Origin of the sequence: Streptococcus sp. 27098_8_109, from assembly GCF_041432295.1 — a bacterium.
Lineage (GTDB): Bacteria > Bacillota > Bacilli > Lactobacillales > Streptococcaceae > Streptococcus.
Map to the genome: position 1 here is coordinate 1 of NZ_JAPVZJ010000019.1, position 15,152 is coordinate 15,152.

Below are 15,152 nucleotides of genomic sequence, written 5' to 3' on the forward strand. Positions count from 1 at the left end.
AGCAACAGCAATGAAAAAAGCTGAAGCTAAGCGCGAATTGCCAAATACTGGTACAGAAGACAATGCTAGCCTTGCAGCACTTGGACTTCTCGGAGTATTGAGCGGATTTGGTCTTGTAGCTCGCAAGAAGAAAGAAGACTAAGCTTTCTAATTGATATGATTTGTTTGCAATAAACATATCATCCCTAAAGCTGATGAATCGAATGATTCATCAGCTTTTTGCTGTTGTCACGGGGGTTACAGAGTGGATATCGAAATCAGGGCTCTTAGTTAGGAAATAATGATTATACTTTCTTCTTTTGGAGAAAATATGGTATAATAAAGAGTAAAAACTTTGAAAGAAAGAAAAAGATGAATTTAAAAGATTACATTGCAACAATTGAAAATTATCCAAAGGAAGGCATTACCTTCCGTGATATCAGTCCTTTGATGGCTGATGGGAATGCTTATAGCTACGCTGTTCGTGAAATTGTTCAGTATGCAACTGACAAGAAAATCGACATGGTCGTGGGACCTGAGGCTCGTGGTTTTATCGTGGGCTGTCCAGTTGCCTTTGAGTTGGGAATTGGTTTTGCACCTGTTCGTAAGCCAGGTAAATTGCCACGCGAAGTTATTTCTGCTGACTATGAAAAAGAGTACGGTGTTGATACCTTGACTATGCACGCAGATGCTATTAAGCCAGGTCAACGTGTTCTGATCGTAGATGACCTCTTGGCAACAGGTGGAACTGTTAAGGCAACTATCGAGATGATTGAAAAACTTGGTGGTATTGTAGCAGGGTGTGCCTTTCTTGTTGAATTGGATGAATTGAACGGCCGTGAAAAAATCGGTGACTACGATTACAAAGTTCTTATGCATTATTAATGAAAAAACAGTCCCTAGGGCTGTTTTCTCTACATTAGGATATAAAAATAGACTATAGCTAGTTAGAGAAAAACTATAATTGAAAACTATATCTTCTTGCAGTATAATAAAAGGACTAGGTGTTTGAAATTTGGATTCAAACATATGCAATTATTCCTGAAAGAGTACAGCTAGGAGAGGGTTATGCCGATTCGAATTGATAAAAAATTGCCAGCTGTTGAGATTTTACGGACAGAGAATATCTTTGTCATGGATGATCAACGTGCTGCCCACCAAGATATCCGTCCTTTGAAGATTTTAATTTTAAATCTCATGCCACAGAAAATGGTCACAGAGACCCAGTTATTGCGCCATTTGGCTAACACACCTTTACAATTAGATATTGATTTTCTATATATGGAGAGCCATCGTTCTAAAACAACTCGTTCAGAGCACATGGAGACCTTTTATAAAACTTTTCCTGAAGTCAAGGATGAGTATTTTGATGGGATGATTATTACGGGTGCTCCAGTTGAGCATTTACCATTTGAGGAAGTGGACTATTGGGAGGAATTCAGTCAGGTGCTTGAGTGGTCCAAGACCCATGTCTATTCGACCCTTCATATCTGCTGGGGTGCTCAGGCGGGACTTTATCTGCGTTATGGAGTGGAAAAATACCAGATGGACAGTAAGTTATCGGGTATCTATCCTCAGGATACTTTAAAGGAAGGGCACCTTCTCTTTAGAGGCTTTGACGATAGCTATGTATCCCCTCATTCACGGCATACGGAGATTTCTAAGGAAGAGGTCTTAAATAAAACCAATCTCGAGATTTTATCAGAAGGACCTCAGGTTGGGGTTTCGATTTTGGCTAGTCGTGATTTACGAGAAATTTATAGTTTTGGGCATTTGGAATATGACCGTGATACTTTGGCAAATGAATATTTCCGAGATCGTGATGCAGGTTTAGATCCACATATTCCAGAAAATTACTTTAAGGATGACGATGTCAACCAGACACCTTGTCTTTGTTGGTCTTCATCAGCAGCCCTCTTTTTCAGTAACTGGGTGAACTATGCCGTCTATCAGGAAACCCCTTTTGACTGGAGAAAAATAGAAGATGATGCTTCTGCATTTGGGTATTTATAAGAGGAATTATGACATATTTAGACGCTTTTAAATCAGGGAACTTGGTTTTACCGAGTGCCCTGCTCTTGCATTTTAAGGAACTCTTTCCGTCCAGCGATGATTTTTTAGTCTGGCAATTTTTCTATTTGCAAAATACGACAGGTTTGGAAGAAATGTCGCCAAGCCAGATTGCTGAAAGGATTGGCAAGGAAATTTCGGATGTCAATCAGGCTATTTCCAATCTGACGGAGAGGGGACTACTTCAGTATCGAACGATCGAATTGAATGGTGAAATAGAATTGCTTTTTGATGCTAGTTTGGCATTGGAACGTTTGGATGACCTGCTTGGAGCAGCTCATTCAAGTTCAGACCAGTTGACACCTCAAAACCAGCTCAAAGATTTGGTGGAAACCTTCCAGCAGGAATTGGGACGCTTGTTGACCCCTTTTGAGATTGAGGATTTGACCAAGACTCTTAAGGAAGATGGAACCAGTGCTGACTTGATTAAGGAAGCTCTTCGTGAAGCTGTTTTGAATGGAAAATCAAACTGGAAGTACATTCAGGCGATTTTGAGAAATTGGCGCCATGAAGGCATTAAAAGTGTGGCTCAAATAGAGGCCAAGCGGGCAGAGAGAGAAGCAAGCAACCCTCAGTTGACACAGGTATCGGCAGATTTCAGAAATGCCATGGATCTCTGGAAGGATTAATCCATGTAAGCAGGCTTGAAATCCGAGTAAGATTTGCAAGCTGTGTCTAATTGTGATAAAATAAATAGAAAATAAATTGAAAAAAGAGGTATGTGAAATGTCACGTAAACCATTTATCGCTGGTAACTGGAAAATGAACAAAAATCCAGAAGAAGCTAAAGCATTCGTTGAAGCAGTTGCATCAAAACTTCCTTCATCAGATCTTGTTGAAGCAGGTATCGCAGCTCCAGCTCTTGATTTGACAACTGTTCTTGCTGCTGCAAAAGGTTCAAACCTTAAAGTTGCTGCTCAAAACTGCTACTTTGAAAATGCAGGTGCTTTCACTGGTGAAACTAGCCCACAAGTTTTGAAAGAAATCGGTACTGATTACGTTGTTATCGGTCACTCAGAACGCCGTGACTACTTCCATGAAACTGACGAAGATATCAACAAAAAAGCAAAAGCAATCTTTGCAAACGGTATGCTTCCAATCATCTGTTGTGGTGAATCACTTGAAACTTACGAAGCTGGTAAAGCTGCTGAGTTTGTAGGTGCTCAAGTATCTGCTGCATTGGCTGGATTGACTGCTGAACAAGTCGCTGCCTCAGTTATCGCTTATGAGCCAATCTGGGCTATCGGTACTGGTAAATCAGCTTCACAAGACGACGCACAAAAAATGTGTAAAGTTGTTCGTGACGTTGTAGCTGCTGACTTTGGTCAAGAAGTTGCAGACAAAGTTCGTGTTCAATACGGTGGTTCTGTTAAACCTGAAAACGTTGCTTCATACATGGCTTGCCCAGACGTTGACGGTGCCCTTGTTGGTGGTGCGTCACTTGAAGCTGAAAGCTTCTTGGCATTGCTTGACTTTGTAAAATAATTAGTAAGTAGCAAAAGCTAGGTGGAACAGCATTCAGATGTCTGTTCCATTTTTTATAAGGGAGGAAAGATTGAAAACAAAGATTGGAAAAATTGGATTAGCAAGTGCCTTTTTGCTTGGATTGATCGTTAATCAGGTGGCTGCAAATGAAGCTGAAGCGAAAGCATCTTCGGAAGAAAGCAGTGTTCAAGCTTCTTCTAGTAAGGTAGAAGAAAAGAAATCAGAAACGACTACAAGTCAAAAAGAAGAAGAGAAAAAGGTTGAGACTTCTTCTAGTCAGCGTCCAGAGAAAAAGGAAGAAGTAAAAGAGACGCGAGCTAGTAGTCAGAAAGAAGAAAGTAAGCCAAATTCAACATCAGCACATTGGGAAGGTGACTTCTATGTAAAAGCAGATGGTTCAAAAGCTAAGAGTGAATGGATTTTCGATACTAGCTACAATAGTTGGTTCTATATAAAAGCAGATGGTCGTTATGCTCAAAAAGAATGGCATGGAAACTATTACCTCAAAGCGGGTGGTTACATGGCTAAAAATGAATGGGTTTACGATAACAATTATAAGAGCTGGTTCTACCTCAAGGCAGATGGTTCTTATGCAGAACAAGAATGGCAGAAAATCAATGGCAAATGGTACTATTTCAAGAAGTGGGGCTATATGGCTAAAAGTCAGTGGCAAGGAAATTATTTCTTGAATGGTCAAGGTGCCATGATGCAAAACGAATGGCTTTATGATAATCATTATAAGAGTTGGTTCTATCTTAAGGCAGATGGTTCTTATGCTAATGAACAGTGGCAAAAGATTGATGGAAAGTGGTATTATTTCAAGAAGTGGGGATACATGGCTCAAGATGAGTGGCATGGAAACTACTATCTTACTGAAAGTGGTGTCATGGCAACAGGTGAGTTAATCATGGACGATACTCGTTATACTTTTGCTGATTCAGGGGAACTGAAAGAAAAGAAAGCCTTGAATGTTGGTTGGGTTTATCGAAATGGACACCGTTATTTCTTTAACCATCGTGAAGAACAGGTCGGAACTGACCGTGCTAAGAAGGTTATTGATGTCAGTGAGCATAATGGCCGCATTAGTGATTGGAAAAAGGTTATCCAGGAAAATGGGGTTGATGGCGTTATTGTTCGCTTGGGATATAGCGGTGTAGAAGATAAGGAATTGGCTTATAATATTCAAGAATTTAATCGACTAGGCATTCCTTATGGTGTTTATCTTTATACCTATGCAGAAAATGAAACAGATGCTGAGAATGATGCCAAGCAGACTATTGAACTCTTGAAGAAATACAAGATGAACTTATCTTATCCAATCTACTATGATGTTGAAAACTGGGAGTATGAAAATAAATCTAAGAAAGCTCCAGCAGATACAGACACTTGGGTTAAAATCATCAATAAGTATATGGAAACCATGAAAAAAGCAGGTTATCAAAATGTGAAAGTTTATAGCTATCGTCAACTTTTGCAAACTCGTTTGAATCATCCAAATATTTTACAACATGTAAACTGGGTTGCAGCTTATACGGATGCGCTTGATTGGAACAATCCTCATTATTCAGGAGAAAAAGGATGGCAATATACTTCATCTGACTCTCTTAAAGGGATTCGGGGTCATGTTGATGTTAGCGTCTGGTATTAAGATGTAAAACTGAGAAAAGAGCCTACAAATTGTATGCTCTTTTCTTTATTTTATCTCTGTTAAGAGAGTTTGAAAGTGACTGGGTTTCATTCTAAAAAATTCTTAAATTATCAGTCTATTGCAACTTTTCTCATGTGAGTCATTTGGCTTGCTATTGGTTTTCCTTAGTAGTATACTAAGGTAGTAATCATTAAGAAGTGGTTACAAATAATAATGAATGAGGTAAAATAAAATGGTAGAATTGAAAAAAGAAGCAGTAAAAGACGTAACATCATTAACAAAAGCAGCGCCAGTAGCATTGGCAAAAACAAAGGAAGTATTGAACCAAGCTGTTGCTGATTTGTATGTAGCTCACGTTGCTTTGCACCAAGTGCACTGGTACATGCGTGGTCGTGGTTTCCTTGTATGGCATCCAAAAATGGATGAGTATATGGAAGCTCTTGATGGTCAATTGGATGAAATCAGTGAGCGTTTGATCACACTTGGTGGTAGCCCATTCTCTACATTGACAGAATTCCTTCAAAACAGTGAAATCGAAGAAGAAGCTGGTGAATACCGTAATGTTGAAGAAAGCTTGGAACGTGTCCTTGCTATCTACCGTTACTTGTCAGAACTCTTCCAAAAAGGTTTGGATGTTACTGATGAAGAAGGTGACGATGTGACAAACGGTATCTTTACAGATGCTAAAACTGAAACTGATAAAACAATCTGGATGCTTGCCGCAGAACTTGGACAAGCACCTGGTTTGTAAGAAATAGAATAATCATATAAAAATCTGTAGGATGCCTCTTACAGATTTTTTTCTATTCTGTAAGCTATTCCAAACCAGTCTTTTTTTGAGTTTTTTGATAAAATAGTACTATCAGTGAAAAGGATGGAAGCATGACTAAGAAAATCGTAGCTATTTGGGCCCAGGATGAAGAGGGTGTGATTGGTAAGGGAAATCGCCTGCCTTGGCATTTGCCAGCAGAACTGCAACACTTCAAAGAAACAACTCTGAATCATGCTATCTTGATGGGGCGTGTGACCTTTGATGGGATGGGGCGTCGCTTGCTTCCACAACGGGAAACTCTGATTTTGACGCGTAATTCTGAAGAAAAGATAGACGGGGTTACTACTTTTCAGGATGTCCAGTCTGTCTTGGACTGGTATCAGGCTCAAGAAAAGAATCTTTATATTATCGGTGGGAAGCAAATTTTTCAGGCTTTTGAACCCTACCTTGACGAAGTGATTGTGACTCAAATTCATGCTCGGGTGGAGGGAGATACCTATTTCCCTGAGGAGTTTGATTTGTCTCTTTTTGAGACAGTTTCAAGCAAATCCTATACCAAAGATGAGAAAAATCCTTATGATTTTACCATCCAATACCGCAAGAGAAAGGAAGTCTAATGGAACGTAGTATATTTGGTTTTTTCACAGCCATGCTGTGTTTGGTCTGCTTGCTTGCAGGAGCACAGGCTTTTCGTAAAAAGCGTTATGGACTTTCTGTCCTGCTCTGGTTAAATGCCTTTACCAATTTGGTCAATAGTATCCATGCTTTTTACATGACCTTATTTTAGATAGAATGACAGTATAGAATAGAACGGAAGGAAATCATGCCTACAAATAGGAATAATGATATGATGGTTTATTGCTCATTTTGTGGCAAAAGCCAAGAAGAAGTACAAAAAATAATCGCAGGCAACAACGCCTTTATCTGTAATGAATGTGTGGAGTTGGCTCAGGAAATCATTCGAGAGGAGTTGGCGGAAGAAGTCTTGGCAGACTTGTCTGAAGTTCCAAAACCAATCGAACTCCTCCATATCTTGAACCACTATGTAATCGGTCAAGATCGTGCCAAACGTGCTTTAGCAGTAGCAGTATACAACCACTACAAACGCATCAATTTCCACGATACGCGTGAAGAGTCGGAAGATGTGGATTTGCAGAAGTCAAACATCTTGATGATTGGCCCAACTGGTTCAGGGAAAACTTTCCTGGCCCAGACCTTGGCTAAGAGCTTGAATGTGCCTTTTGCCATTGCAGATGCGACAGCTCTTACTGAGGCTGGTTATGTGGGTGAGGATGTGGAAAATATCCTCCTCAAACTTTTGCAGGCTGCTGATTTTAACATTGAACGTGCAGAGCGTGGGATTATCTACGTGGATGAAATTGACAAGATTGCTAAGAAGAGCGAAAACGTGTCAATCACACGTGATGTTTCTGGTGAAGGGGTGCAACAAGCTCTTCTCAAGATTATCGAGGGAACTGTTGCTAGCGTGCCGCCTCAAGGTGGACGCAAGCATCCGCAACAAGAGATGATTCAAGTGGATACTAAAAATATCCTCTTCATCGTGGGTGGTGCCTTTGATGGCATTGAAGAAATCGTCAAACAACGTCTTGGAGAAAAAGTCATCGGATTTGGTCAAAATAATAAAGCGATTGATGAAAACAGCTCCTACATGCAAGAAATCATCGCTGAAGATATTCAAAAATTCGGTATTATCCCAGAGTTGATTGGACGCTTGCCAGTCTTTGCAGCTCTTGAACAATTGACGGTTGATGATTTGGTTCGCATCTTGAAAGAGCCAAGAAATGCCTTGGTAAAACAATACCAAACCTTGCTTTCTTATGATGATGTCGAGTTGGAATTTGACGACGAAGCCCTTCAAGAGATTGCCAATAAGGCCATTGAACGCAAGACAGGGGCGCGTGGTCTTCGCTCGATTATCGAAGAAACTATGCTGGACGTTATGTTTGAAGTACCGAGTCAGGAAAATGTGAAATTGGTCCGCATCACTAAAGAAGCTGTCGATGGAACAGATAAACCAATCCTAGAAACAGCCTAGAGGTGACTATGGAACTTAATACACACAATGCTGAAATCTTGCTCAGTGCGGCTAATAAATCCCACTATCCACAGGATGAACTGCCAGAGATTGCCCTAGCAGGGCGTTCGAATGTTGGCAAGTCTAGCTTTATCAACACTATGTTGAATCGTAAGAATCTAGCCCGAACATCAGGTAAACCTGGTAAAACCCAGCTTCTCAACTTCTTTAATATCGACGACAAGATGCGCTTTGTGGATGTGCCTGGTTATGGCTATGCCCGTGTTTCTAAAAAGGAACGTGAAAAGTGGGGGCGCATGATTGAGGAGTACTTAACGACTCGGGAAAATCTCCGTGCAGTGGTCAGTCTAGTTGACCTTCGTCATGACCCGTCAGCAGATGATGTGCAGATGTACGAATTTCTCAAGTATTATGAGATTCCAGTCATCATTGTGGCGACCAAGGCGGACAAGATTCCTCGTGGTAAATGGAACAAGCACGAATCAGCAATCAAAAAGAAATTAAACTTTGACCCAAGTGACGACTTTATCCTCTTTTCATCTGTCAGCAAGGCAGGGATGGATGAAGCTTGGGATGCAATCTTAGAAAAATTGTGAGGAAAAGAAAATGGCAAAAACAATTCATACAGACAAAGCTCCAAAGGCTATCGGACCATATGTTCAAGGAAAAATCGTTGGCAACCTTTTGTTTGCTAGCGGTCAAGTTCCCCTATCTCCTGAAACAGGGGAAATCGTTGGAGAAACGATCCAAGAACAGACAGAACAAGTCTTGAAAAACATTGGTGCTATTTTGGCAGAGGCAGGAACTGACTTTGACCATGTTGTCAAAACAACTTGTTTCTTGAGTGATATGAACGACTTTGTTCCTTTTAACGAGGTTTACCAAACGGCCTTTAAAGAGGAATTTCCAGCTCGTTCAGCTGTGGAGGTAGCTCGTCTTCCTCGTGATGTAAAAGTCGAAATCGAAGTCATCGCAGAGATTGGATAAGCTAGTTGAAGTTTGGTTCTGCCAAACTTCTTTTGATATAAGGAGAAAAAGATGACAAAGAAACAACTTCACTTGGTGATTGTGACAGGAATGAGTGGTGCAGGGAAAACAGTTGCCATTCAGTCCTTCGAAGATTTGGGTTATTTTACTATTGACAATATGCCACCAGCTCTCTTGCCTAAGTTTTTGCAGTTGGTGGAAACAAAGGAAGACGGCCATAAGTTGGCCTTGGTAGTAGATATGCGTAGCCGTTCTTTCTTCTCAGAGATTCAAGATGTTTTGGATGAGTTGGAAAACAAGGAAGAACTGGACTTTAAAATTCTCTTTTTGGATGCAGCTGATAAGGAATTGGTCGCTCGTTACAAGGAAACCAGACGGAGTCACCCACTAGCAGCAGACGGTCGTATTTTAGATGGAATCAAACTGGAACGTGAACTCTTGGCACCTTTGAAAAATATGAGCCAAAATGTGGTGGATACGACTGAACTCACTCCACGTGAGCTACGTAAAACCCTTGCAGAGCAGTTTTCAGATCAGGAACAAGCCCAATCTTTCCGTATTGAAGTCATGTCTTTTGGTTTTAAATATGGAATCCCAATTGATGCAGACTTGGTCTTTGATGTCCGATTCTTGCCAAATCCCTACTACCTACCAGAACTGAGAAACCAAACGGGTGTGGATGAACCAGTTTATGACTATGTCATGAATCATCCTGAGTCAGAAGATTTTTATCAACATTTGTTGGCCTTGATTGAGCCGATTTTGCCAAGTTACCAAAAGGAAGGGAAGTCCGTTTTGACCATTGCCATGGGTTGTACGGGTGGGCAACACCGTAGTGTGGCCTTTGCTAAACGCTTGGCGCAGGACTTATCCAAGAATTGGCCTGTTAATGAAGGGCATCGTGACAAAGACCGAAGAAAGGAAACGGTAAACCGTTCATGAGAAAACCAAAGATAACGGTGATTGGTGGAGGAACTGGGATTCCTGTCATTCTAAAAAGTCTGCGTGAAAAAGATGTGGAAATCGCTGCTATCGTAACGGTGGCAGATGATGGCGGTTCTTCAGGTGAACTCCGAAAAAATATGCAGCAGTTGACACCGCCAGGTGATCTTCGTAATGTTCTGGTGGCCATGTCAGATATGCCTAAGTTTTATGAGAAGGTCTTTCAGTATCGTTTTTCTGAGGATGCGGGAGCCTTTGCTGGCCATCCATTGGGCAATCTCATCATTGCTGGTCTGTCAGAAATGCAGGGTTCGACCTATAATGCCATGCAGTTATTGAGCAAATTTTTCCATACGACTGGGAAGATTTATCCTTCCAGTGACCATCCTTTGACCCTGCATGCAGTCTTCCAGGATGGGACAGAAGTGGCTGGAGAGAGCCATATTGCAGACCATCCAGGCATGATTGACCATGTCTATGTGACCAATACCCTCAACGATGATACGCCTCTGGCTAGTCGTCGAGTAGTGCAGACCATTCTTGAAAGTGATATGATTGTCCTAGGACCTGGTTCCCTTTTTACCTCGATTTTACCTAATATCGTGATTAAGGAAATCGGGCAGGCGCTTTTGGAAACCAAGGCAGAAATCGCCTATGTCTGCAATATCATGACCCAACGTGGGGAGACGGAACACTTTACAGATAGCGACCATGTGGAGGTCTTGCATCGTCATCTGGATCGAGCTTTTATCGATACTGTCTTGGTGAATATCGAAAAAGTGCCTCAGGAATACATGAATTCCAACCGGTTTGATGAATACTTGGTGCAGGTGGAACATGATTTTGCTGGTCTTTGTAAGCAAGTTCCGCGTGTGATTTCATCCAACTTCCTTCGTCTGGAAAATGGGGGTGCCTTTCACGATGGGGATTTGATTGTGGACGAATTGATGCGTATCATACAGGTGAGAAAATGAGTTTTACAGTAGCAGTAAAAGAAGAAATCCTAGGTCAGCACCATCTAAGCCGACATGAATTGTCTGCCATTATCAAAATGTCTGGCAGTATCGGTCTTTCGACTTCGGGCTTGACCTTGTCAGTCGTGACAGAAAATGCTAAATTGGCTCGTCACCTCTATGAGTCCTTTCTCCATTTCTATGAAATCAAATCGGAAATTCGTCACCACCAACGGAGTAATCTCCGCAAGAATCGGGTCTATACTGTTTTTACAGATGAAAAGGTGCAGGACTTGCTGAGTGATTTGCACTTGGCAGACTCCTTCTTTGGTCTGGAAACAGGTATTGACGAGGAGATTTTATCAGATGAGGAAGCAGGCCGTGCTTATCTCTGTGGTGCTTTCTTGGCAAATGGAAGCATTCGTGACCCTGAGTCAGGTAAGTACCAGTTGGAAATCAGTTCTGTTTATCTGGACCACGCGCAAGGGATTGCCTCTCTTCTCCAGCAGTTTTTACTGGATGCTAAGGTTCTTGAGCGTAAGAAGGGAGCTGTGACCTATCTCCAGCGAGCCGAAGATATTATGGACTTCTTGATTGTCATCGGAGCCATGAAGGCGCGTGATGATTTTGAGCGAGTTAAGATTTTACGAGAAACCCGTAACGACCTAAATCGGGCCAATAATGCCGAGACAGCTAATATCGCTCGGACAGTTTCTGCCAGCATGAAGACCATCAACAATATCAGTAAAATCAAAGATATCATGGGCCTAGAAAATCTACCAGTAGATTTGCAGGAGGTAGCGCAGTTGCGAATTCAGCACCCAGATTACTCTATCCAGCAGTTAGCAGATAGTCTCAGCACTCCTCTGACCAAAAGTGGTGTTAACCACAGACTCAGAAAAATCAATAAGATAGCCGATGAGTTATAAAGATATAAAACACCTCTTTCTTGACAATTAAATAGAGTATGTGAGATAATAAAGGGGAATTGAGAAGTTCTAGCATTTTAGTGCTAACAGAAATCCCCTCGGTACTGCAATACTGAGGGGATTTTTTTCTGGGTTAGATAGCACTAACCAGGAAGGTTACTTGTCGAAGTGATCGTCTAACCAACGAGTCACCAGCCATGAGATGATACTCTCGATGACTGCGATAAGTACTATTTTGAGAAGTTCTAGCATCTGTAATACCTCCTTTTCCAAGGCGTATTGTTAGTGCCGTCCCTATTATATCACATGTTTTATCAGTTTGATAGGCATTTTTATTTTTGTTAAAGAAGGGGGAAATATGAGCTAACAAATTAGCCGATGAACTATAAAACCACGAATCCTATGTGACTCGTGGTTCTTTTTCTATAAACTAGTAGAGTGTTTTGGTTGTACTTTTTGTTCTGGGTCGATGTAGTTAATGGCATTGTTAACAGCGGTTGGTGCTTCTCCAAGCCCTGTCGCAATCAGATCAATTTTTCCGTCATAGTAGCAACAGTCACCGATAGCATAGATACCTGCTTGGCTAGATTCTTGCTTGCTATTGACGATAATCTTGTGACGGTTGAGGTCCAGACCCCAGTTTTTAAGGTTACCAACAGAAGATTTGAAACCATAGTTGACAAAGAGGTGGTCTAGGTCAATAGTTTCTGTTTCATCAGATTTGACTTTTGTGATTTCAAGTTTATCGAGTATTTTTCCATCTCCAAGGAGTTGGCTAGGGACGAATGGTGTCTTGATGATCACAGAAGATTCCTGCAAAGCTTGGACACTGTGTTCCAAGGCGCGGAAATTATCTCTGCGGTGAACAAGGGTAGTTGGTGCAATTTTTTCAAAAGCCAAAGCCCAATCCACAGCCGAGTCTCCTCCACCAAGAATCGTCACTTTCTTACCAGCATATTGCTGGATGTTGGAAACGTGGTAGTGGATATTTTCATAGTCTTCAACGCCTTCTAGTTCCAGAGGACGTGGTTTGAAGGCACCGCCCCCCATAGCGATGATAACAGTTTTAGACAGGTGACTTCCTTTAGAAGTTGTAATTACAAAGCCTTCTTCTTGTTTTTCAATCTCAAGAACCGTTTCATTGAGATGAATAGGGGTATCAAAGCCGTTTAACTGTTCAATCAAGCGGTTGGTCAACTCTTCTCCAGTCAGGTTTGGGAAACCTGGTACGTCTAGGATTTCCTTTTCAGGATAGAGAATAGCAGGCTGTCCACCTAGTTGAGGAAGGGAATCGATGATTTGGACCTTTGCTTGGCGTAGGTGGGCGTAAAAGGCCGCAAAAAGCCCGACAGGACCGCCACCTACAATAGTGATATCATAGAGTTGAGACATGGTTTCTCCTTTGTTTTTTCTAGTCATACTCTTCGAAAATCAAATTCAAACCACGTCAGCGTCGCCTTACCGTAGCTATGGTTACTGACTTCGTCAGTTCTATCCACAACCTCAAAACAGTGTTTTGAGCAACCTGCGGCTAGCTTCCTAGTTTGCTCTTTGATTTTCATTGAGTATCAGTTTATTTTATCATATTTTTTCTTTAATTTAAAATGAAGTAGGATAGGGAAAAAAATGTCAGAAAAATGGTATAATAGAAAGGAACGTGTTTGGACAGAGAGGAGACAGCAGATGAACTTTCAACAATTATCCAACCTGCAATATTGGACTAGCTTGTTTTCTAGTCCTTGGAGTATTGCCATCAATCTGTTTGATATTTTGATTGTGGCCTATATTTTATATCGTTTTACAAAAGCGATAGCTGGCACCAAGATTATGATTTTGGTGCGTGGGGTCGTGATCTTTGTATTAGCCCAGGTTGTGGCCAATATCCTTGATTTAACAACGATTTCTTGGTTGATTAATCAGATTATCACCTATGGGGTTATTGCTGCGGTTGTTATCTTCTCTCCAGAGATTCGGACTGGTTTGGAACGCTTGGGAAGGGCGACAGATTTCTTTTCTACTGCTCAAATTAGTGCAGAGGAGCAAATGATTCGTGCCTTTGTCAAGTCGGTTGAATATATGAGTCCTCGTAAGATTGGTGCTCTGGTTGCCATCCAACGAGTTCGGACCTTACAAGAATACATTGCGACAGGGATTCCTTTGGATGCCAATATTTCAGCTGAACTCCTCATCAATATTTTTATTCCCAACACTCCCCTACACGATGGTGCAGTGATTATCAGAGAAAATCGAATAGCAGTAACCTCTGCTTATTTGCCCTTGACAGAAAGCACAGGGATTTCCAAGGAGTTTGGGACCAGACACCGGGCGGCTATCGGTTTGTCAGAAGTATCCGATGCCTTGACCTTCATCGTCTCAGAGGAAACAGGAGGCATTTCTATTACCTATAACGGTGTTTTCAAGCACGACTTGACGATTGAAGAATTTGAAGCAGAGCTACGAGCAATTCTTTTGCCAGCTGTTGAGGAAAAAGTCAGTTTCAAGGACCGTTTGCTAGGAGGTTGGAAATATGAGAAAAAATAGTCTATATATCATTTCATCTCTCTTTTTTGCTTGTGTCTTATTTATCTATGCAACGTCAACCAACTTTCAAAATAGCAATACCGCAAGGCAGGTCAAATCAGAAACCTACACCAATACGATAACGAACGTTCCTATCGATATTCACTATGATGATGACCAGTATTTCATTAGCGGATTTGCATCAGAAGTTTCAGTTGTGCTGACAGGTGCCAATCGTGTGACCTTGGCCAGCGAAATGCAGGAGAGCACTCGTAAGTTTAAGGTAACTGCTGATTTGACGGATGCCAGTGTTGGAACAATTGAAGTTCCCTTGAATATTGAAAATCTTCCAAGTGGATTGACTGCTGTGGCAACGCCTCAAAAGATTACAGTGAAAGTTGGGAAGAAGGTTAAGCGAGATGGGATGATTGTTGTGCCACAAGTTGACCAAAGCCAGATTGATTCCAAGCTACAAATTGATAGTGTAACCGTGTCAAACGAACGAGTTTCTGTCACAACTGACCAAGAAACACTAGCTAAAATTGATCGTATTATTGCGCTTTTACCAACTAGCGAACGGATTACAGGAAATTATAGTGGTTCAGTACCTTTGCAGGCAATCGATCGCAATGGTGTTGTCTTACCGGCAGTTATTACTCCGTTCGACACAACAATGAAGGTGACTACAAAACCAGTAGCACCAAGTTCAAGTACATCAAATTCAACAACAAGCAGTTCGTCGGAGACATCTTCATCAACGAAAGCAACTAGTTCAAAAACGAATTAAAAATAGGAAAAGGATTTTATAAAA

At 41.4% G+C, this 15,152-nt stretch carries 18 protein-coding genes; 17 read left to right on the top strand and 1 reads right to left on the bottom strand.

Annotated features, from left to right (window positions below):
• From O3664_RS07585 to whiA, 15 genes are all read left to right on the top strand, one after another.
• The coding region (locus O3664_RS07585) for an LPXTG cell wall anchor domain-containing protein (RefSeq protein WP_371613858.1) at positions 1-142 on the top strand (142 nt) is incomplete at its 5' end.
• A gap of 209 nt (positions 143-351) precedes the next feature.
• Entirely contained in the window at positions 352-864 is a 513-nt protein-coding gene (locus O3664_RS07590) for an adenine phosphoribosyltransferase (RefSeq protein WP_023933925.1), read from the top strand.
• A gap of 183 nt (positions 865-1,047) precedes the next feature.
• Entirely contained in the window at positions 1,048-1,992 is a 945-nt protein-coding gene (gene metA / locus O3664_RS07595) for a homoserine O-succinyltransferase (protein WP_001122722.1), read from the top strand.
• A gap of 8 nt (positions 1,993-2,000) precedes the next feature.
• Positions 2,001-2,678, top strand: coding sequence for a DnaD domain protein (locus O3664_RS07600; protein ID WP_371613846.1), 678 nt, complete (start codon positions 2,001-2,003; stop codon positions 2,676-2,678).
• A gap of 97 nt (positions 2,679-2,775) precedes the next feature.
• Positions 2,776-3,534, top strand: a complete 759-nt coding sequence (tpiA, locus tag O3664_RS07605) for a triose-phosphate isomerase (RefSeq protein ID WP_000087893.1) — start codon at positions 2,776-2,778, stop codon at positions 3,532-3,534.
• A 37-nt stretch (positions 3,535-3,571) separates the two neighbouring features.
• A complete protein-coding gene (lytC, locus tag O3664_RS07610; RefSeq protein WP_371613847.1) occupies positions 3,572-5,182 on the top strand; it encodes a choline binding-anchored murein hydrolase LytC in 1,611 nt (536 codons plus the stop codon).
• Positions 5,183-5,414: 232 nt separating this feature from the next.
• Positions 5,415-5,933, top strand: coding sequence for a DNA starvation/stationary phase protection protein (locus O3664_RS07615; RefSeq protein ID WP_000229882.1), 519 nt, complete (start codon positions 5,415-5,417; stop codon positions 5,931-5,933).
• A 131-nt stretch (positions 5,934-6,064) separates the two neighbouring features.
• Complete coding sequence (locus O3664_RS07620) at positions 6,065-6,571, top strand: dihydrofolate reductase (RefSeq protein WP_000162491.1); 507 nt, start codon at positions 6,065-6,067, stop codon at positions 6,569-6,571.
• On the top strand, positions 6,571-6,741 hold the full coding sequence (locus O3664_RS07625; RefSeq protein WP_000442260.1) for a hypothetical protein: 171 nt from the start codon (positions 6,571-6,573) through the stop codon (positions 6,739-6,741). The genes O3664_RS07620 and O3664_RS07625 overlap by 1 nt, the downstream gene beginning before the upstream one ends.
• A gap of 36 nt (positions 6,742-6,777) precedes the next feature.
• Positions 6,778-8,010: an ATP-dependent Clp protease ATP-binding subunit ClpX gene (clpX, locus tag O3664_RS07630; protein ID WP_012972566.1), complete on the top strand. Its 1,233-nt coding sequence runs from the start codon at positions 6,778-6,780 to the stop codon at positions 8,008-8,010.
• A gap of 8 nt (positions 8,011-8,018) precedes the next feature.
• On the top strand, positions 8,019-8,606 hold the full coding sequence (gene yihA / locus O3664_RS07635; RefSeq protein WP_000422605.1) for a ribosome biogenesis GTP-binding protein YihA/YsxC: 588 nt from the start codon (positions 8,019-8,021) through the stop codon (positions 8,604-8,606).
• 10 nt (positions 8,607-8,616) lie between these two features.
• Positions 8,617-8,997: a RidA family protein gene (locus tag O3664_RS07640; protein ID WP_001140420.1), complete on the top strand. Its 381-nt coding sequence runs from the start codon at positions 8,617-8,619 to the stop codon at positions 8,995-8,997.
• A gap of 51 nt (positions 8,998-9,048) precedes the next feature.
• Positions 9,049-9,939, top strand: a complete 891-nt coding sequence (gene rapZ / locus O3664_RS07645) for an RNase adapter RapZ (protein ID WP_371613848.1) — start codon at positions 9,049-9,051, stop codon at positions 9,937-9,939.
• Positions 9,936-10,913, top strand: a complete 978-nt coding sequence (locus O3664_RS07650; RefSeq protein WP_371613849.1) for a YvcK family protein — start codon at positions 9,936-9,938, stop codon at positions 10,911-10,913. Before rapZ ends, O3664_RS07650 begins: the two co-directional genes overlap by 4 nt.
• Entirely contained in the window at positions 10,910-11,821 is a 912-nt protein-coding gene (whiA, locus tag O3664_RS07655) for a DNA-binding protein WhiA (protein ID WP_004257845.1), read from the top strand. The genes O3664_RS07650 and whiA overlap by 4 nt, the downstream gene beginning before the upstream one ends.
• Before the next feature lie 423 nt (positions 11,822-12,244).
• Here whiA and O3664_RS07660 read toward each other — a convergent pair whose 3' ends face one another.
• Positions 12,245-13,213 (bottom strand): NAD(P)/FAD-dependent oxidoreductase, encoded by a 969-nt coding sequence (locus O3664_RS07660; protein ID WP_033685400.1) that lies wholly within the window; start codon positions 13,211-13,213, stop codon positions 12,245-12,247.
• Between the two features lie 291 nt (positions 13,214-13,504).
• On the opposite strand from O3664_RS07660, the gene cdaA reads away from it, so the two are divergent.
• On the top strand, positions 13,505-14,362 hold the full coding sequence (gene cdaA, locus O3664_RS07665; protein ID WP_001011069.1) for a diadenylate cyclase CdaA: 858 nt from the start codon (positions 13,505-13,507) through the stop codon (positions 14,360-14,362).
• Entirely contained in the window at positions 14,349-15,128 is a 780-nt protein-coding gene (locus tag O3664_RS07670; RefSeq protein WP_033685399.1) for a YbbR-like domain-containing protein, read from the top strand. The genes cdaA and O3664_RS07670 overlap by 14 nt, the downstream gene beginning before the upstream one ends.
• Positions 15,129-15,152 lie beyond the last annotated feature (24 nt).

Bases quoted from the DNA above. Each gene is read 5' to 3' on its own strand.
- tpiA (WP_000087893.1), top strand. From the start codon at position 2,776: ATGTCACGTAAACCATTTATCGCTGGTAACTGGAAAATGAACAAAAAT.
- O3664_RS07650 (WP_371613849.1), top strand. From the start codon at position 9,936: ATGAGAAAACCAAAGATAACGGTGATTGGTGGAGGAACTGGGATTCCT.
- O3664_RS07590 (WP_023933925.1), top strand. From the start codon at position 352: ATGAATTTAAAAGATTACATTGCAACAATTGAAAATTATCCAAAGGAA.
- cdaA (WP_001011069.1), top strand. From the start codon at position 13,505: ATGAACTTTCAACAATTATCCAACCTGCAATATTGGACTAGCTTGTTT.
- O3664_RS07600 (WP_371613846.1), top strand. From the start codon at position 2,001: ATGACATATTTAGACGCTTTTAAATCAGGGAACTTGGTTTTACCGAGT.
- O3664_RS07620 (WP_000162491.1), top strand. From the start codon at position 6,065: ATGACTAAGAAAATCGTAGCTATTTGGGCCCAGGATGAAGAGGGTGTG.
- yihA (WP_000422605.1), top strand. From the start codon at position 8,019: ATGGAACTTAATACACACAATGCTGAAATCTTGCTCAGTGCGGCTAAT.
- O3664_RS07670 (WP_033685399.1), top strand. From the start codon at position 14,349: ATGAGAAAAAATAGTCTATATATCATTTCATCTCTCTTTTTTGCTTGT.
- O3664_RS07625 (WP_000442260.1), top strand. From the start codon at position 6,571: ATGGAACGTAGTATATTTGGTTTTTTCACAGCCATGCTGTGTTTGGTC.
- whiA (WP_004257845.1), top strand. From the start codon at position 10,910: ATGAGTTTTACAGTAGCAGTAAAAGAAGAAATCCTAGGTCAGCACCAT.
- rapZ (WP_371613848.1), top strand. From the start codon at position 9,049: ATGACAAAGAAACAACTTCACTTGGTGATTGTGACAGGAATGAGTGGT.
- O3664_RS07640 (WP_001140420.1), top strand. From the start codon at position 8,617: ATGGCAAAAACAATTCATACAGACAAAGCTCCAAAGGCTATCGGACCA.
- O3664_RS07660 (WP_033685400.1), bottom strand. From the start codon at position 13,213: ATGTCTCAACTCTATGATATCACTATTGTAGGTGGCGGTCCTGTCGGG.
- clpX (WP_012972566.1), top strand. From the start codon at position 6,778: ATGCCTACAAATAGGAATAATGATATGATGGTTTATTGCTCATTTTGT.
- metA (WP_001122722.1), top strand. From the start codon at position 1,048: ATGCCGATTCGAATTGATAAAAAATTGCCAGCTGTTGAGATTTTACGG.
- lytC (WP_371613847.1), top strand. From the start codon at position 3,572: ATGTCTGTTCCATTTTTTATAAGGGAGGAAAGATTGAAAACAAAGATT.
- O3664_RS07615 (WP_000229882.1), top strand. From the start codon at position 5,415: ATGGTAGAATTGAAAAAAGAAGCAGTAAAAGACGTAACATCATTAACA.